General features: G+C 43.4%; 20 protein-coding genes. 11 read left to right on the forward strand and 9 right to left on the reverse strand.

Annotated elements, in window-relative coordinates; translation table 11 throughout:
* Nucleotides 1–309: 309 nt before the first annotated feature.
* Nucleotides 310–486, forward strand: coding sequence for a hypothetical protein (locus L2748_RS18710; protein ID WP_246616187.1), 177 nt, complete (start codon nt 310–312; stop codon nt 484–486).
* Nucleotides 487–590: 104 nt separating this feature from the next.
* Here L2748_RS18710 and L2748_RS18715 read toward each other — a convergent pair whose 3' ends face one another.
* Nucleotides 591–959 (reverse strand): acyl-CoA thioesterase, encoded by a 369-nt coding sequence (locus L2748_RS18715; protein WP_220781874.1) that lies wholly within the window; start codon nt 957–959, stop codon nt 591–593.
* 397 nt (nt 960–1,356) lie between these two features.
* On the opposite strand from L2748_RS18715, the gene L2748_RS18720 reads away from it, so the two are divergent.
* From L2748_RS18720 to L2748_RS18730, 3 genes are all read left to right on the forward strand, one after another.
* Complete coding sequence (locus L2748_RS18720; protein WP_373317224.1) at nt 1,357–2,856, forward strand: alkaline phosphatase; 1,500 nt, start codon at nt 1,357–1,359, stop codon at nt 2,854–2,856.
* A gap of 91 nt (nt 2,857–2,947) precedes the next feature.
* On the forward strand, nt 2,948–4,543 hold the full coding sequence (locus tag L2748_RS18725) for an alkaline phosphatase family protein (RefSeq protein ID WP_220781876.1): 1,596 nt from the start codon (nt 2,948–2,950) through the stop codon (nt 4,541–4,543).
* Nucleotides 4,544–4,673: 130 nt separating this feature from the next.
* On the forward strand, nt 4,674–5,540 hold the full coding sequence (locus L2748_RS18730) for a hypothetical protein (RefSeq protein WP_220781877.1): 867 nt from the start codon (nt 4,674–4,676) through the stop codon (nt 5,538–5,540).
* A gap of 96 nt (nt 5,541–5,636) precedes the next feature.
* On the opposite strand, the gene ltaE is transcribed toward L2748_RS18730, so the two are convergent.
* The gene (ltaE, locus tag L2748_RS18735) at nt 5,637–6,653 is read right to left on the reverse strand and encodes a low-specificity L-threonine aldolase (RefSeq protein ID WP_220781878.1); all 1,017 of its coding nucleotides are present in this window, start codon (nt 6,651–6,653) and stop codon (nt 5,637–5,639) included.
* Nucleotides 6,654–6,990: 337 nt separating this feature from the next.
* Here ltaE and L2748_RS18740 point away from each other — a divergent pair, with 337 nt between their 5' ends.
* Nucleotides 6,991–7,629, forward strand: a complete 639-nt coding sequence (locus L2748_RS18740; protein ID WP_220781879.1) for a trimeric intracellular cation channel family protein — start codon at nt 6,991–6,993, stop codon at nt 7,627–7,629.
* An 83-nt stretch (nt 7,630–7,712) separates the two neighbouring features.
* Here the strand turns inward: L2748_RS18740 and L2748_RS18745 are convergent, their stop codons facing one another.
* The 3 genes from L2748_RS18745 to L2748_RS18755 all read right to left on the reverse strand — a co-directional run bounded on the left by L2748_RS18745 (nt 7,713) and on the right by L2748_RS18755 (nt 9,924).
* Nucleotides 7,713–8,537: a mechanosensitive ion channel family protein gene (locus L2748_RS18745; protein WP_220781880.1), complete on the reverse strand. Its 825-nt coding sequence runs from the start codon at nt 8,535–8,537 to the stop codon at nt 7,713–7,715.
* A 61-nt stretch (nt 8,538–8,598) separates the two neighbouring features.
* Nucleotides 8,599–9,195, reverse strand: coding sequence for an OmpA family protein (locus L2748_RS18750; RefSeq protein ID WP_220781881.1), 597 nt, complete (start codon nt 9,193–9,195; stop codon nt 8,599–8,601).
* Between the two features lie 318 nt (nt 9,196–9,513).
* Nucleotides 9,514–9,924 carry a PACE efflux transporter gene (locus L2748_RS18755; RefSeq protein ID WP_220781882.1) on the reverse strand — a complete coding sequence of 137 codons (411 nt, stop codon included), beginning with the start codon at nt 9,922–9,924 and terminating at the stop codon, nt 9,514–9,516.
* Nucleotides 9,925–10,007: 83 nt separating this feature from the next.
* Here L2748_RS18755 and L2748_RS18760 point away from each other — a divergent pair, with 83 nt between their 5' ends.
* Together L2748_RS18760 and L2748_RS18765 are read left to right on the forward strand one after the other, a co-directional pair.
* The gene (locus L2748_RS18760) at nt 10,008–10,886 is read left to right on the forward strand and encodes a LysR family transcriptional regulator (protein WP_220781883.1); all 879 of its coding nucleotides are present in this window, start codon (nt 10,008–10,010) and stop codon (nt 10,884–10,886) included.
* Between the two features lie 53 nt (nt 10,887–10,939).
* Nucleotides 10,940–11,770 (forward strand): leucine-rich repeat domain-containing protein, encoded by an 831-nt coding sequence (locus tag L2748_RS18765; RefSeq protein WP_220781884.1) that lies wholly within the window; start codon nt 10,940–10,942, stop codon nt 11,768–11,770.
* Between the two features lie 76 nt (nt 11,771–11,846).
* On the opposite strand, the gene L2748_RS18770 is transcribed toward L2748_RS18765, so the two are convergent.
* Nucleotides 11,847–12,410 carry a DUF4136 domain-containing protein gene (locus tag L2748_RS18770; protein WP_220781885.1) on the reverse strand — a complete coding sequence of 188 codons (564 nt, stop codon included), beginning with the start codon at nt 12,408–12,410 and terminating at the stop codon, nt 11,847–11,849.
* A gap of 166 nt (nt 12,411–12,576) precedes the next feature.
* Here L2748_RS18770 and L2748_RS18775 point away from each other — a divergent pair, with 166 nt between their 5' ends.
* The 4 genes from L2748_RS18775 to ruvX all read left to right on the forward strand — a co-directional run bounded on the left by L2748_RS18775 (nt 12,577) and on the right by ruvX (nt 14,416).
* Entirely contained in the window at nt 12,577–12,897 is a 321-nt protein-coding gene (locus tag L2748_RS18775) for a hypothetical protein (RefSeq protein WP_220781886.1), read from the forward strand.
* A 135-nt stretch (nt 12,898–13,032) separates the two neighbouring features.
* Nucleotides 13,033–13,362, forward strand: coding sequence for a stress response translation initiation inhibitor YciH (gene yciH, locus L2748_RS18780; RefSeq protein WP_220781887.1), 330 nt, complete (start codon nt 13,033–13,035; stop codon nt 13,360–13,362).
* Nucleotides 13,363–13,386: 24 nt separating this feature from the next.
* A complete protein-coding gene (locus L2748_RS18785; RefSeq protein ID WP_220781907.1) occupies nt 13,387–13,947 on the forward strand; it encodes a YqgE/AlgH family protein in 561 nt (186 codons plus the stop codon).
* Between the two features lie 43 nt (nt 13,948–13,990).
* Nucleotides 13,991–14,416 (forward strand): Holliday junction resolvase RuvX, encoded by a 426-nt coding sequence (gene ruvX, locus L2748_RS18790; RefSeq protein ID WP_220781888.1) that lies wholly within the window; start codon nt 13,991–13,993, stop codon nt 14,414–14,416.
* A gap of 78 nt (nt 14,417–14,494) precedes the next feature.
* Here the strand turns inward: ruvX and hemH are convergent, their stop codons facing one another.
* The 3 genes from hemH to L2748_RS18805 all read right to left on the reverse strand — a co-directional run bounded on the left by hemH (nt 14,495) and on the right by L2748_RS18805 (nt 17,814).
* Nucleotides 14,495–15,508 (reverse strand): ferrochelatase, encoded by a 1,014-nt coding sequence (hemH, locus tag L2748_RS18795; RefSeq protein WP_220781889.1) that lies wholly within the window; start codon nt 15,506–15,508, stop codon nt 14,495–14,497.
* A gap of 139 nt (nt 15,509–15,647) precedes the next feature.
* A complete protein-coding gene (locus L2748_RS18800) occupies nt 15,648–16,760 on the reverse strand; it encodes a PilT/PilU family type 4a pilus ATPase (protein ID WP_220781890.1) in 1,113 nt (370 codons plus the stop codon).
* A gap of 16 nt (nt 16,761–16,776) precedes the next feature.
* Nucleotides 16,777–17,814 (reverse strand): type IV pilus twitching motility protein PilT, encoded by a 1,038-nt coding sequence (locus L2748_RS18805; RefSeq protein ID WP_220781891.1) that lies wholly within the window; start codon nt 17,812–17,814, stop codon nt 16,777–16,779.
* Between the last annotated feature and the right edge of the window lie 14 nt (nt 17,815–17,828).

The following is a 17,828-nucleotide window of genomic DNA, read 5'->3' on the forward strand; positions in this document are numbered from 1 at the left end:
TGGTGGATGCAAGGAGGATAAGGACGAGCAGTCCTCCTTGCCCGGGTGTGGGATGGAATCCCACGACTTTAGTTGTTAGACGAAGTCTAACCTGAGGCGAGCTTCAACAGTATCTGCACATGCGCCGCTGGAGGCGATTGATAGCGACTCAGCTACAAGCTCAAACAGGCTCCCCTGTCGCAACAAGCACAAAAAATATATCCAGCCTTTATTGCAAGGCTGCTCTGATAACGTGATCCCTTACCCTAGCGCAGCTTATAAATTGCTGGCAATATGCCCGCAATCTAATAAGAAATGGAATATCATTCAGTGAAACAATTAACTTTAGCAGCCGCACTATTATGCAGCTTGGCCATTAGCGGTTGTGCAGAACTCAAAGAAGCTGGTCGTCAAATCGGCAGCACCACTAAAGAAGTCACCACAGATATCGGCCACGCTTCTAGAGATGCAGTTAAATCGGTGAAACAAGATCTTAGCGAAGACTAGCTGTTGAGCAGACTTTACTAATACAAAGTATCAGACAAAATATAAAACCAAGGCTCAATATTGAGCCTTGGTTTTTATTCGCTTGTTAACTCATCAGTTACACACTAGGCGGCATTGGCGCGCATACCGTGGGGCGTTGGTAAACCTTGCTCATTAACATGCACAAAGACAATTTTGTCGATACTGGCAATAGGTAAATGAGTCAGCTTATTACGCACCTTACAGCTAATGGTTATCGAGGTCGCGCCGGCACTGATCAGCTCCAGACCAAATTCAATCACATCCCCTTGCCTTGCGGGCGCAATAAAATTAATTTCATTCATAATCTTGGTAACGTGACGCTGACTTTTCATTTGGCAACCAGCATAAATTGCAGCCTCTTCGTCAATCCAACTTAACAGTTGACCACCAAAGAGAAAGTTTGCTGGATTAAGATGTTCCGGCTTTATAAAACGGCGGCTATAGTATTTCATATTAAATTCCTTACTCCTGTTAAATACCTAATAAGGAGTAGCAAATATACAGCCAGGTTTTCTAAGTCTTCTAAATCAGCAGTTTATATAATCCTAGATTCACCTCAGTTAAATATACTGCCCTGTTTTAGCGCTTTATTGCGCCAAAGTAGGGCTTATGCCTAAGCAATATACCAACCGTGATATTGATAAAGCCTGCTTAGTCGCTGCGTGCTTTTTATTACAGCGTTTCATTATGGCTCGGTTTATTAAACCTCTATCTTCAGTTTGCTTGAGTCAATTTTAGCTTAGCAACAAAAACGACATAAATTCGACTCAATAACGTCATGCTTGTCACTGACAATCACTGCGCCACAAGGAAACCTTATATAAACCTTACTAATTTACGGTGACAATAGTGAATAAAATCAAAAAAATAGCTGTGATTATCTCTTGTAGTCTCGCACCTATCGCAGCTAACGCTGCAGTATTACCCAGCACCCAAACAGACAGCCAATGGTATAAAGACAGCGCCAAGCTTGTTAGTGACAAAACCCAACAGAGCACACCAACTAAAGCTAAAAATGTGATCTTATTTGTGGGTGACGGTATGGGGGTATCAACCTTAACTGCAGCGCGCATTTTTGAGGGCCAACAACAAGCTGGTAATCAAGGCGGCGAAGAAAACTTCTTAAGCTTTGAGCAATTCCCTAAAACAGCGTTAGTGAAAACCTATAACACCAACCAACAAACCCCAGATTCAGCAGGCACCATGACGGCAATGGCGACGGGCGTAAAGTCAAAAGCCGGCGTGCTGTCAGTATCGGATACCAGCCTACGAGCCAACTGTCTCTCTTCAAAAGGCAATGAGTTAATCACCTTAGTCGACTTAGCAAACGCTAAGGGCTTATCTACCGGTGTAGTGAGTACAGCGCGCATTACTCACGCAACCCCCGCTGCAACTTATGCTAATTCACCAGAGCGTAACTGGGAAGCTGACTCAAACTTACCCGATGAAGCCCTAGCCAACGAGTGTCGAGACATCGCTTATCAACTGGTTATGCGAGATGAAAGTGATGCGCTAACGGTTGCACTTGGCGGCGGACGCCGTAACTTTATTCCACAGGATACAACCGATGGCGAAGGTAAAACAGGCCGCCGCGCCGATGGTGTTGACCTGACTCAAGCTTGGACCGACAACTTAAGCAACTCAGCTTATGTTTGGGATAAAGCCGGTTTTGATGCCATTGATGTTAGCGCAACCGATCACTTGTTAGGTCTATTTAACTCATCGCATATGCAGTATGAAGCAGAACGTTTAGACGACGTTGCAGGTGAACCATCGCTAACAGAGATGACCACTAAATCCATTGAATTACTCAACAAGAATGACGATGGCTACCTGCTAGTGGTTGAGTCAGGTCGTATCGATCATGCTCACCATGCCGGTAATGCTTATCGCGCCATGATGGATACCGTCGAGCTATCAAACGCTGTTCGCGCAGCAGTTGAAAACACCAATCCAGAAGAAACCTTAATCATGGTCACCGCCGACCACAGCCATGTATTCACCATTGCTGGTTACCCAAAACGCGGTAACCCAATCTTGGGCCTTGTTCATGGTATCGATGGCAACGTCACTATCGCTAAGGATGGTAAACCATACACCACAGTTGGATACACCAATGGCCCTGGCGCCGTTGTCGGTATTCGTGACGACTTAAGCTCTGTCGATACCCAAGATAAAGAGTTCAAGCAACAAGCATTAGTGCCAACTAGCAGTGAAACCCACGCAGGTGAAGATATTACCTTGCATGCAATGGGTCCTGGCTCCGACCTTGTTCAAGGTGTTATGGAGCAAAATGTTATCTACCACATCATCAATCAAGCTCAAGAGCTTGGTGGAACCAAATACTAAAAAGATGAGTACTAAATCTTTAGCAATATCGAACCTCTACTGATTTTAACTGGCTTTGGTCCAGAAAAAGTACCCATTTATGGAGTTTAAAATGAATAAAAAATTACTGGTATTAAGCATGTCTGCAATCTTAGGTCTGGCAGCTTGTAGCGATGATGGTGACAAAGGTGACCAAGGTGAAAATGGTCAAGACTGGACTGCCGTTAACCAATGGTATGTTGATGGGCAATCTCGTGTCACCCAAGCTCAAGAGTTAACAGTGAATAATGAAGCTGGCGCAGCAAAGAACATTATTCTATTTGTCGGTGACGGTATGGGAATTTCAACCGTGACAGCAGCGCGCATTCTTGAAGGTCAATTAAAAGGGCAAACTGGTGAGGAAAACTCACTGTCGTTTGAAACCTTACCTTATGTGGGCCTAGCAAAAACCTATAACGTTGATGGCCAGACGCCAGATTCTGCCGGCACCATGACTGCCATGGTGACAGGTGTTAAAACCGATGTAGGTGTTATTGCTCAGGCTGAAGGTGTGACTCGCGGTAACTGCGCCTCCACCGAAGGCCAAGATCTAGTGACATCATTAGAGCTTGCCGCGATGGCAGGGTTATCAACGGGTGTGGTATCAACCGCTCGCATTACCCACGCAACACCGGCAGCGACCTATGCCCATGCACCTGAGCGTAATTGGGAAAATGACGCTGATTTGCCTGATGAAGCCGTTGCCAATGGCTGCAGCGACATTGCTGCACAGTTGCTTGATTTTGATTACGGTAGCGGTATAAACGTAGTCATGGGTGGCGGTCGTCGCTCGTTCATCCCAACCACTATTACTGACCCCGAGGGTAAGTCTGGTCGTCGTGAAGATAACCGCGACTTAACCACAGAGTGGCTCAGCAAATACACCAACGCTGCTTATGTTGCCGACCGTGACGCGTTTTTAGCGCTTGATCCAGCAACCACAGATCACGCATTAGGCTTGTTTAACTCGTCGCATATGGAATATGAATTCGACCGCACCACAGCAGGTGTAACCGGCGAGCCATCGCTGGCTGAAATGACCGCTAAATCTATCGATATTTTGCAGAAAAACGATAAAGGCTTTGTACTGATTGTTGAAGCTGGTCGTATCGACCATGCTCACCACGCTGGTAATGCTGCCCGCGCTTTACACGATACCATTGCCCTGTCTGAAGCAGTGCGTGTTGCCATGGAAAAAACCTCTACAAAAGATACCTTACTTATGGTGACAGCCGACCATAGCCATGTGTTTACCATTGCGGGCTATCCAACCCGTGGTAATCCAATTTTAGGCTTGGTTAAAGGTAACGGCTCTGACGGTCAGCCTGCTGTGACCAATGCAACTGATGCCAATGGCCTGCCATACACAACAGTGGGCTATGCCAACGGTCGCGGCTACGCCAATCTTGAAACCGGTGGCGATGAGCGCTATGGCTACGCTGAAGCTCCTGGGCGTTTCGACCTCAACTATGTCGACACCCAAAGCCCTGGCTTTCATCAAGAAGCTTTGGTGCCACTAAGCAGCGAAACCCATGCAGGTGAAGATGTGGGGATTTTTGCAAGTGGTCCTGGCGCGCATTTAATCCAAGGTACGGTTGAGCAAAACCACCTGTTCCATGTAATGAATCATGCAGGCAGCCTGGTTAGTAAAGCTGAAGCCTCGCAGTAAATCGCAATCTGTGGGTTTATCAACGCCACCGGGGCTGACTCGGTGGCATTATTTTATCTACTAACTTTCCCAGCTAAATAACTAAGCTAAATAACTCGGCAACATAACCCTTATCTCTTTAGGATCGAATATGCTAGTTTCATACTTTTTTCCAACAACGGGCTTTAAGGCAAACAGCACTAAACAAAAGCCATTGTTTGCAAAATCTACCGTTTTCAGTAGCTTTATCTACAGCAGTTTAATGACTATTTTAGTCAGCACTCTGCCCAATCTTGCCCACGCTCATTCCAGTGCCAGCATTAGTACTGATATTAGTAAAGTGCAACCAGCACCCACAGAACAATGCGATGCAATTAAGCCAACGCATGTGAGTGCCACTTACATTGTCACCAATAATGCAGGTCAGCAAAAAACCATCACCTTACTAAGAAATAATGACCAAGTGATTTACCAGCGCAGCCCTGTCAGCTTTGAGCTTTGGGACGCTAATGGTGAATATGTACGTTATTTTCCTGCTCAGCAGCGCTCTATCTCTTACCGCAAAGGAGACTTACTCTCGTTAAACATGCATTTTGATTATGAGCAACTGAGCCACCTTATCCCACCAAGTGCACTGCAATCGCTAACTCAAGTTAAGCCAACCGCTAATAATGTGATAAATGACGTCTGCCCTGCTAGCGAGTACTACCAAGGTCAGTTAGGCCATAGCCAATTTGAGATTGATTGGGTAGGACATTTAGCACTGCCTGCAAACATGCATATCCATCAAGATGGCATGCAGCAACAGTACCAATTAGTGGCTATAAAAACACTTTCAGATAAAGCATTTTCTGCACTCACTGCGAATTACCGCGACTTAGATTTTGCTGATGTGGGTGATAATGAGTCCGACCCTTTTATTGCCGAGATGATCCATCAAGGCTTTATTCAGCATGGCAACTCAGGTTTTTACGATAGCCAAGGTAATCAATTATCGAGCAACAGCCACCAGCACTAACGCAACAAGCATGGCAACTTGCTTGTCACTCATGGCTACAAACAAAAAACCTAGGCAATGCCTAGGTTTTATTTTTACGCGATAGCTGCAGGCAAATTAAGCGCGGTGCAACAACCCTTTTAATTCAACAATAAAGCGTTCGACGTCAGCTCGTGAAATATCTGCGTGGGTAACCAAGCGGATCTTCTTGCCAGGACTAATTAGAATACCTTTGACTTTTAGATCAACGGCTAACGCTTTAACATTAATTTCGTCATTGACCTCTGCAAATACCATATTGGTTTGCACTTGTGACATATCAACCGTGAAGCCTTCAATATTGGCCAACTCACGAGCTAAATAAGCTGCGTTGTCATGATCTTCTGCTAGGCGCTCTACTTGCTCAGTTAATGCTAATGTTGCAGCAGAGGCTAGAATACCCGCTTGACGCATACCGCCACCAAGCACTTTCCGCCAACGACGCGCCTTAGTAATTAAGCGTTCATCCCCCAATAAAATAGAACCTACTGGCGCACATAAACCTTTTGAAAGACAAATCGACACTGAATCAAAATACTGAGTAATCTCAGTCATCGGGATGTTTTGCGCAACGGCTGCGTTTGCAACGCGGGCACCATCTAGATGAATTTTCAATCCACGCTCAAACGCTAATGCTTGTGCTTGAGCCAAATAAGCCTGCGGTACAATTTTGCCGCCAATGGTATTTTCTAGGCTTAGTAAGCGGGTACGCGCAAAGTGAACATCATCTGGTTTAATTGCCGCTTCAATATCTGCCAGCAAAATAGTGCCATCTGCTTGGTTGGTTAAAGGTTGTGGCTGGATACTGCCTAATACAGCTGCCCCGCCGCCTTCAAACTTATAATTGTGAGCTTGTTGGCCACAAATATACTCGTCACCACGCTCACAATGCGCCATTAATGCCAGCAAGTTTGCCTGCGTACCAGAAGAGGTAAATAGGGCATTATCATAGCCAAACATCTCAGCGGCCATATCCTCAAGGTAGTTAACACTTGGATCATCGCCATAAACATCATCCCCAACTTCAGCCTGACTGATAGCGGTGCGCATAGCAGCCGTTGGCTTAGTGACCGTATCACTGCGAAAATCAATCATTGTAAACCTCAAGTATCTTGATCTGGAATTTTAATAAACAGCCTAATACTACTGCGAGGTGCTGGCGATCACCAGCAAAAAACTAAAGTTTACAAACTGCAGTAAACAAGCGGTATCCACCTCATTTATTCTATACGCATCAAATATGAATAAAACAAAGATATATAAATCATAAATCTAATCAAAAATTTAACAAATACCTTTAGATATGTAGATCGAAATCACACCAAGAATAAAAAGCATTAGAAAATATAATGCAATAATTCAACTTTTATCATTGTCTTTTACCGCTAAAAACAGGCAAAATCGTCTCCCTTTTATTTAGCTAGTGCAGAACATGTTAGAAGTTAAAGTTATCAGCTTTTTATGGCTTATCGGTATTCTTGCCGAAGCAATGACTGGCGCACTGGCTGCAGGTAAAAAACAGATGGACCTGTTTGGGGTAGTCATAATAGGTTGTGTAACAGCAATTGGCGGTGGCACCTTGCGCGATATTTTACTCGGCAACTACCCGTTAATTTGGATTGAAAATGTCCATTATTTGATTGCTATTGCTGCAGCCTCATTACTCACAGTAATGATTGCACCGCTTATGCGTCATCTGTCTAAACTATTTTTAGCCATTGATGCTATTGGTCTGGCAGTATTTTCGATTATTGGTGCGCAAAAAACCTTATTACTCGGTTTTAGCCCTGAGATAGCTATCGTTATGGGCGTTGTTACTGGCGTATTTGGCGGGGTGATCCGCGATATCTTGTGCAATCAAGTACCACTAATCTTCAAAAAAGAACTCTACGCCTTAGTTGCGCTACTAACGGCAGCCGCTTACGTTGCAATGAAGTTCAACGGCGTACCGGAATGGATAAACCTGACTATCTCTTTAGTGTTTGGTTTTAGCTTTAGAATGCTGGCTATTCGCTACAAATGGTCAATGCCAAAATTTGATTATCAATACCAATCAGATAACGCACACTAATCCAAAATAATGGTTCTACAGACATAAAAAAGGTCGGCATATGCCGACCTTTTTTGTAGCCATCACTTTAATCAATAAATCGATTAAGCCGCTGGTGTTTCTTTTACATACAGATCCATTTGTGGATATGGAATGCCAATACCCGCTTCATCAAGCGCCACTTTAATTTGCTCTAGAATTTCAAAGTGTGCTGGCCAGTAATCAGAGCCTTTAACCCATGGGCGAACCACAAAGTTAACTGATGAGTCAGCAAGCTCAGCTACCGCAACTGTGTAAGCTGGGTCTTTAAGCACGTACTGGCTATTTTCTAAAATGTTAGTCAGCACCTTTTTGGTCTCGGCCAAATTAGCATCGTAAGATACGCCAATCACCAAATCTAAGCGGCGAGTTTCCATCGTTGAATAGTTAATAATCGTACCATCCATCATTGCTGAGTTTGGTGCAATAATCACTTTATTGTCAGGGGTAAGTAGCTTAGTTGAAAAGATAGTGATTTCATCTACCGTTCCGGCAATGCCTGCCGCTTCAACATAATCACCAACACGGCAAGGTCTAAATAGCACCATCAATACGCCAGCAGCAAAGTTAGACAGCGAGCCTTGCAGCGCTAAGCCGACCGCTAAACCTGCGGCACCAATAACAGCAACTAATGACGCTGTTTGTACACCAATCTGTCCAAGCATCGCGACAATAGTAAACACAAACACCAATGACCAAGCTATATTGGCAACAAACGACACAACAGTATTGTCGACCTTGCGCTTTTTCAGCAGTTTAGTCGTTAAGTTTTTAGCAACATTCGATAAGAACTTACCGATGATAAAAATAACAATGGCAAAGACGACTTTCATGCCATAAGTAACGATCAGTTCTGGCGCTTGGTCCATTAAACCTTGCAGGTTATCCATGTATGTACTCCCTTAAATTATAAATATAACTATTTAGCTAACAGGCTGTATAACGATTAAACTATTGAGCTTTTACAATAAATTCGACGCGGCGATTTAGCTCTCGTCCATATTCAGTTTGATTATTGGCAACAGGTAAGCGACTGCCCATGCCTTTAACCTGAAATCGATTAGAAGCAATACCGAACTGCTGCACCAATATATATTTAACTTGTTCTGCTCTGGCAAGCGACAACTGCTGATTAAATCCAGGTGTTCCAATTGAGTCAGTATGACCCACTAAAACTAGCGGCACTTTAGTCGACTTCAACCAACGGCTTACTACTTGAAATACCTGTTGTTGTGACATCAATACCTGCGCCTTGGCAAACTCAAACCTAACTGCAATAGCAGAGTCCTCAGTGCATACGCTCGGGTACAATTGGCCTATACTGGTTGTAAAGCACAATTGAGGCATAATATTTAGGCGCTGCATTTGCTGTGCATTGATTTGGTTAACACTGCAACCACTGGCATCAACGGGTTCAAAACTCGGTGTATTAACACAGCCATCTTTTTTATCTGGCACACCATCGAGATCGGAATCAAGCCATGGTTTAGCCGTTACATTTGCTGAAAACAAAAGAACTGTTATTACTACACACAGTAACGTTCTCATTATCGCCACCTATCATTTCAAACCTATGTTTGTATTATCAAAGGCATTATGCGCAATAATGAAACCAACTGCAGAATATCAGCCGGTAACATTTTACCCTCAACAAACACAAAAACACAGCCAATTAATTAACTTATGCATTACAAGCATAGTTAATATCTGTCATTTTTCGATATTTGCCTAAAGGACTGGTCTCCGCGACATCCTTCTAAATAACTTACAAACTGATATGGCGTAAACAAAAAAGCCGTCAACCTGTCAAGTTAACGGCAAACAGCGCTGCAGATGAAATTAACGCGCTAGCACAAAAGCAGGCAACTACACTTGCTTTAGCTTTAAGCGAATATTGTCGTAACACCAGTTAAATGCCACGGCATAGAAGAAAAAGAAAATTAGAAATACAGCTTCTAATACTAAGGCTTGCAATAAAGTAATCCCCAAGAACCATGCAATTACCGGCACAGTAACAAAAACTAATCCGCCTTCAAAGCCTACAGTATGCCCAATGCGAGTCATTAAGCTTCGATTAACTCTGTCAGCGCCAAACTGCTTATCAAACCAAAGGTTATAAAAATAATTCCAAACCACAGTGTACAAGCTCATACCCACACCAACAGCTAACATGGCGCTCGCTTGTTTGCCCGAAAACAAACTCGCTGCCGGCACTATGATAGCCAATGCTATCGCTTCGAAAAGAACTGCGTGGATAATCCTATCTTTAAAAGTCATAACAAATTGCTCTCAGTTAAGTTGCAGTCATTATCATCTTTAACTACGATGGTTAAAAATTACATACCATCACTTTTACTGATATGTTATCCATTGAGCAGCTTTATTCATTCGTCACTACCGTTGAGACAGGCTCGTTTTCAGCAGCGGCAAGAAAACTTGGCAAAGTGCAGTCGGCAATAAGTCAGCACATCATCAACCTCGAAGTCGACACTAATCAGACTCTGTTTGATAGAAGTAGTCGCTATCCCATACTCACCAAAGCGGGTGAACAACTGCTACCTCAAGCCAAAGCCGTTATTGCTCAGCATCAGCGGCTTAACTTGCAAGTAGAAGCTCTCGATAAACAAGACGAGTTAAAGCTTAGCCTTGCCGTAGATGAAGCTATCCCCTACAACCAATTCACCAACTTACTTAAAAGTCTATCAAGTCAGTATCCGCAACTGGAGCTTGAGCTGTTATCAGCATCAAGCATGGATATTATTCATCTAGTGGATAGCAAGCGGGCTCAGTTAGGTATTGTGTTTAGTGAATTAACCTACCCGCCAAGCTTGGATTTTGAATCCTTAGGCGCGGTTCAATTTGAATTATTAGTCAGCCCTGAACACCCTCTAGCGCAAGATACGTCATCACATATCGACGTGCTCAAATTGCATCGCCAACTATTAATCGGCTCAAAAGGAAACCATACCGGTTGGTTTAACACACCGCATTCACCGGATGTGTGGCATGCCGATAACTACTACATGCTGTTTGAACTAACTAAAGCTGGGTTTGGCTGGGCTTTATTACCGCTTCACCTTTGTGAAGAAGCGATAGCTGCTAAGCAACTTTGCAAGCTTAAGATTGATTTTGAACAACTAGGTTGGCAGGCTAACGTCGATGTTATTCAACATAAAAGCCGCTGCGAAAATGAGTTTAATAAGCAAGTTAGAGCCTTAATGCGCGGCTTACTTAACTAGCAAAACCTTGCAGCACTATGTTGTTTATTTAATAAAGCGCCATAAGGAAGCCAATGGAAATAAATACAGCCGAAGCCTTAGCGACGCTGCTCACCAATGAGCAGCAATGTAAAACGCTAATCGAGCTTAAATTAATAGGCCGAGAAATTAAAATCTTGCCCCCAGAAATCGCTCAGCTAACCTCACTCGAAATATTGCATTTATCCGGCACAGAGGTCATTGAGCTACCTAAAGAGCTAGGCCAGTTAACGAAGCTAAAAGAACTTGAATTAGACATGTCAGGGACTGAGCGACTACCAGCAGAGATCGGCAACCTAGTCTCTTTAGCAGCGCTTAAAATCGCATATCCAGCAATGACTACACTACCAAGTCAAATTACTGATTTGCCTAATTTAAAAGAATTAGATTTTATCTGTTGCGAAAAGGATGCTTTACCAGAGCAGATTTGGGGGGTTACATCACTTGAAAAGTTAGATCTCTCTAGCGTATGTGACGATATCGAAGAGTTATCTGCAGAGATAGGTAATTTAATCCATTTAAAAGAATTAATCCTAAATGGTTGTTGTTTAGTGGCGCTACCTAAAGAGATTGGCAAACTCACATCACTAGAAAAGTTAGATTTATCTGATAATGTCTGCCTAAACAATTTACCCGCAGAAATTGGCAATTTAGCGCAACTAAAAGAGCTTAATCTATACTGCAGTGAGATTGAGATATTACCTAAAGAGATCGGCAAACTCACTAACCTAGTAAAGCTAGATTTAAGCTATTCCTTGCTAACTGAGCTGCCTAATGAAATAGAAAACTTAACCGCGTTACAGTCTCTAGGTCTTAGGAATTTACAGTTAGCCAGCATACCTGATTCACTGGCGCATTTTGCCTAGCTGTTGAAGATTCAAGACCGACATTCGAGACAGAAAAAAACGGCCTATTGGCCGTTTTTATGTCGTTGCTTGAAACTTACTTAGCATCTGGTTTTGGTGGATAATTTAACAGTAACGCACCAATCGCTTCGTTAACCACTTCAACACGCTCTTCAGGTGTGTCCTTATCGCGCATGGTATCGGCTACAGAGCCTCTCCAGATTAACTTACCGGTTTCAGCATTAACTAAGTCAAGAATTAAGGTACCGACTTCATATTCACGTACAGTGGTTTGTGTATGACCTACACCGCCACCCCAGCCCCAACCTGGACCGTAATAAGGGTTATAGCCGTAGTTAGTGTTGAAGGTATCAACATTAATTTTCTTATCGACTTTAGTTAGGTAGTTAACTAATACATCAGCAGTTTCGGCGTCGCTTGGCGTTAAGCCTTTAAGCTGTAGCTGATCATCAACCGCTTTGCGCACACGTTGATCCATTAATCCATCTAAATGATAAGTCGCATCAGCGGTTTTCTTCTCTACCCATGCGTAGGTTTTCACTTCATTAAAGTTTACCCCTGGATCATAATCTGAGCTTGTTTTAAGTGAGCTACATGCACTTAATGCTAGCGCTGTAATAATGACCAATAACTTTTTCATGTTTTCTCCAAAAAAATCTACAGATTTTGAACGCTTATTATTCAGCTTACAGAGCAATTTATTAATCTACAACTCAATTTTTAGTAAATACACTCTCTATTAAGCTTGACTTCAGAAAAGCACTAAATGATAATGATTATCACTTACTTCACTATTGGCCATCATTATGTCTTGGTTTATCGCGGCTTTTGCTATCGCAAGTATTGTATTTATTATCACACCTGAAAAAGTGACCAATCAAGCAGACTCACAAGCTTCTACTGTCGATAAACTTGGTAAGCACTCTTTAGTCATCCTACCTGTAATAGTCCTCAGTTGGGTGGTAATTGCTATTGCTAGCGCCCCGGTAACCCACTTTGCAGGTACTGCAATTGGCTTTATCTTAACCTCTTGTGCTATTGCCTTACCCAATACTCACAAATATATTGCACTGCTTGCTACGTTAACATTTGCATCACTGCTTATTGAGCTTGCGCTTTATCTCTAATCGATAACCGCTGCTAGAAATGCCCTATACTTCTAGCAGCACATACTATTCAGTATAAGTTTCCCCACTCTAATACTCCCGTAAGCCCTGTAACTTTGCTAAACTGGCGCTATTCGCTCATCAATGACCCTATATATGAAATCCGATCCAAACGTTTCTTTAGTCTATAGCACCGACGTCGGTAGAATTGCACCTGAAAAACAAACTCAATCTGCACCTGAGGGTGATGGTATTGTTAGAATTCATAAAGACAGTAAAGGCCGTAAAGGTAAAGGTGTTTCGGTCATTAAAGGCTTAGCCTTACCAGAGAAAGAGCTAAAAGCCCTCGCGCAAAAACTCAAAAAACAATGCGGTTGTGGTGGCACGGTAAAAGAGTTCAATATTGAAGTGCAAACGGATAATCGTGAGCAGATCAAAACCTTGCTTGAAAAGCTTAATTACACCGTTAAATTGGCTGGTGGTTAATAGCGAGCTGATATGAAAAAGTCTATGGACAGTTTACAAAACCACTTTTTAATTGCGATGCCATCATTACAAGATACCTACTTTGAACGGTCACTGATCTACATCTGTGAGCATGATGAAAAAGGGGCAATGGGCATTGTCGTCAATAAGCCAAGTGGCATTATTGTCGATGAGCTACTGGAGCAAATGGAGCTAAATGAAGATCCAACGCCAGTAACTGGCATCGAAGGTGAAGTACTCCTTGGTGGCCCGGTTAACCCAGAGCGAGGTTTTGTGCTACATACAACCCAAGACGGTTGGAATAATAGCGACGAGATCACCAATGGGATTATGCTGACGACATCGCAAGATGTATTGACCTGTTTAGGCTCAAATAAAGCCCCCGAAAAGTTTCTTATTGCCTTAGGATACGCAGGCTGGACACGTGGTCAGCTTGAACAAGAAATTATTGAAAATACTTGGCTATCAATCCCCGCCACTCCAGAGTTGTTGTTCGATGTAGAACATGAGCAACGCTGGCAACAAGCCACTGAATCACTAGGCTTTGATATCTGGCAGCTCTCCAATCTTGCAGGGCATGCGTAATAACGCCAATTCAAGATAGATTATTAGATAGGAATAAACTTAAATGGGCGATAAAAGCGTCTTAGGATTTGATTACGGTACTAAAAGTATTGGTATTGCGATTGGACAAGAGCTCACTGCTAGCGCAAGACCACTATTATCAATTAAGGCTGTAGATGGCATCCCTAAATGGGAAGAGATTGGCGCATTGATTGAAGAGTGGAAACCTGATCTCGTAGTTGTAGGCTTGCCACTCAATATGGATGGCACTGAGCAAGAGATGACCCAAAGAGCGCGCAAGTTTGCCAACCGTTTAAGCGGTCGCTTTGGCGTAAAGGTTGCTACCCAAGATGAACGTCTAACCACTGCGGATGCCAAAGCCAGACTATTTGAGATGGGCGGTTATAAAGCGCTGACCAAAGGCCAAGTTGACGCTATGTCTGCAGTATTAATTGTTGAAAGTTATTTTGAGAATCAATACGGCGAGTAGTACCAATCAGTAAAAAGATTGGCTCAATATAAAAGGGAGGCTTAGCCTCCCTTTTGCTTTCTGTAACCCTAAGAAAATCTAAATATGCGGCTTAACAATATTAGCCATCATTTTAATATGCGCGTCATCGTCGTTTAGCGCCGCAATATAACGATAGTTTTCGCCGCCCGCCTGTTCAAAAATCTCACGGTTTTCACCAGCGATTTCTTCAAGGGTTTCTAGGCAATCGGCGCTAAATGCTGGGCAGACAACCGCAATATCTTTAACCCCTTGCCCAGGCAATGACTCCATCGTTGCATCTGTGTATGGCGTTAACCATTTGGCTTTACCAAAACGCGACTGGAAAGTTGTGATGTAGTCATCTTCAGCCAATCCAAGCTTTGCCACCACCAGCTTTGTGGTTTTCATACAGAAACAATAATAAGGATCGCCCAAATGCAAATTACGCTCAGGCATACCGTGGTACGACAATACCAGTTTTTTCGGCTTGCCATTGGTCTCAAAGTCTTTTGCAATTGACGCTGCTAACGCATCAATAAAGTCTGGGTGATCATGATAAGTATTAATAAAGTGCAGCGCAGGCAGATAGCGCCAGCTGGTTAGTTCTTTTGCTATCGCGTCAAATGCCGATGCTGTGGTTGGCGCAGCGTATTGCGGATATAGCGGCAACACCACCATTTTATCAACGCCTTGCTGATGCATTTTTTTCAGCGTTGCTGCTACTGACGGCTCACCATAGCGCATACAAAACTCTACTGATACATCTTCACCAGCTTGTTCAAAATGGCTGGCTAACTTTTGTGTCTGACGACGGGTAATATCCATAAGTGGCGAACCTTGCTCGGTCCACACTTGCTGATAAAGCGCCGCAGACTTTGCTGGACGGACACGTAAAATAATCCCGTGCAAAATACACATCCACACTAGTTTCGGGATCTCAACCACACGCGGATCAGCTAAAAACTCCGCCAAATATCGCCTAACCGATGACGCAGTAGGTTCGTCTGGCGTGCCTAAATTCATCAGTAGCACACCGGTTTTGCCACGCTGTTTATGTCCGACCTCTTTGGTCAACCCAGAATACTTAGCCAAGGTAACTCCCTAAACTTAAAAATGTTATGTGCTGATACGTTTAAAATTACTTAAAGATCAACAGCAACAAAAAACTGGCAATAAAATATTGCCAGTTTTTGCTTAATTTAACTCTGAATAATAAAATCACTCAAGCCAACTAGTCTAAATTCAGCGTTACGCCATCCATCGAACTACTGCTGGTAGGATCTGAACTTTGTAGCTTAATCATCAAGCGTAAATCATTTGGTGAGTCAGCATGATGCAGTGCATCGGCGTAACTAATTTCACCATCGGTATAAAGCTTTAATAATGCTTGGTCAAAAGTCTGCATGCCTTGTTCATTAGACTTCGACATGGTTTCTTTTAGCGAGTGCAGCTCATTCTTAGCAATCAAACTCGCCACCCGCGGCGTATTAATCAGCACCTCAATTGCCGCGCGTCTGCCGGTACCATCGCTTTTAGGCACTAGCTGCTGCGCCACAATACCGCGCAAGTTTAATGACAAATCAAACAATAGTTGGTGATGCTTACTTTCTGGCACTAAGTGCATAATACGGTCGAGCGCTTGGTTGGCATTATTGGCGTGTAATGTCGCCATACATAGATGCCCCGTCTCAGCAAAAGACAGTGCAAACTCCATGGTCTCTTGGCTACGAATTTCACCAATCAAGATCACATCTGGCGCCTGACGTAATGAGCTTTTCAGCGCGGCATCAAACGACTCAGTATCGATGCCTACTTCACGTTGAGTAACAATGCTCTGCCTATGGTCATGCACAAATTCCACAGGGTCCTCAATAGTAAGAATGTGGCCCTTGGCATAGGTATTACGATAACCAACTAAGGCAGCAAGTGAGGTAGACTTACCAGTACCAGTCCCCCCAACCATAATCACTAAACCACGCTTACTCATCACCAAATCTTTTAGGATTGGCGGTAACATCAAATCATCTACATCAGGAATTTGAGTTTCAATTCGGCGCATAACACAACCAGGTGATTCACGTTGCCAAAACGCACTGACACGAAAACGCCCTAGATCTTTCGCAGAGAATGCAAAGTTACATTCACGGGACTCATGAAACTCCTGCTTTTGTACATCCGTCATTAATGACTCAACAAAATCGAGAGACTGAGCGGGCGTAAAGGCAGTCTCACCTAAAGGCTGCAGCTCACCATCGATTTTAGCGCTAGGCGGAAAACCTGCGGTAATGAACAGATCCGATGCTTTACGATCAATCATTACTTTTAAAAACGGACTAACATCCATAGACTAACGATTCCTATTAAAAGTTTGCTTGCTTGTTTGAACTCTTCGCCATAGCGTCTTCACGAGAAATTTGGCCGCGATTAACTAAGTTCTGTAAACATTGATCAAGCGTTTGCATCCCGTGTGCCATACCCGTTTGAATCGCTGAATACATCTGTGCGACTTTATCTTCACGGATAAGGTTACGAATTGCAGGTGTTCCCATCATGATTTCATGGGCGGCCACTCGACCACCACCGACTTTCTTAATCAGTGTTTGTGAAATTACCGCCTGTAAGGATTCTGACAGCATGGTACGTACCATGCCTTTTTCACCTTCAGGGAATACATCGACCACACGGTCAATAGTTTTCGCAGCAGAAGTGGTATGCAAGGTACCAAATACTAAGTGACCGGTTTCAGCTGCCGTCATAGCCAAACGAATCGTTTCCAAATCTCGCATTTCACCGACTAAGATGACATCCGGATCTTCACGAAGTGCACTACGAAGCGCCGCATTAAAACTATGAGTATGGCGATGTACTTCACGCTGGTTAATCAAGCATTGCTTGTTTTGATGTACAAATTCTATCGGATCTTCAATCGTAAGAATGTGGTCATGGCGGTTTTCATTGACGTAATCAATCATCGCCGCCAAAGTGGTACTTTTACCTGAACCTGTTGGGCCAGTAACCAATACTAGACCACGAGGAAAGCTGGAGATCTTTTTGAAGATTTCTGGTGCACCTAACTGCTCCAAACTCAAAATATCACTTGGAATGGTACGAAATACTGCTGCAGCACCACGAGACTGGTTAAAAGCATTAACACGAAAACGCGCAAGCCCTGGCACTTCAAATGAGAAATCTATCTCTAAATGTTCTTCATAGTCCTTGCGCTGCTTATCATTCATGATGTCATAGACGAGACTATGTACACCTTGATGATCTAATGCAGGCAAATTAATCTTTCTTACTTCGCCATCGACGCGGATCATGGGAGAAACACCTGCAGAAAGGTGTAGATCTGACGCATTGTGTTTTACACTAAAGGCTAGTAACTCTGTGATTTCCATAGTTTGGGATATCC

The organism is Shewanella sairae (genome assembly GCF_023283535.1).
GTDB classification, from domain to species: Bacteria; Pseudomonadota; Gammaproteobacteria; order Enterobacterales; family Shewanellaceae; genus Shewanella; species Shewanella sairae.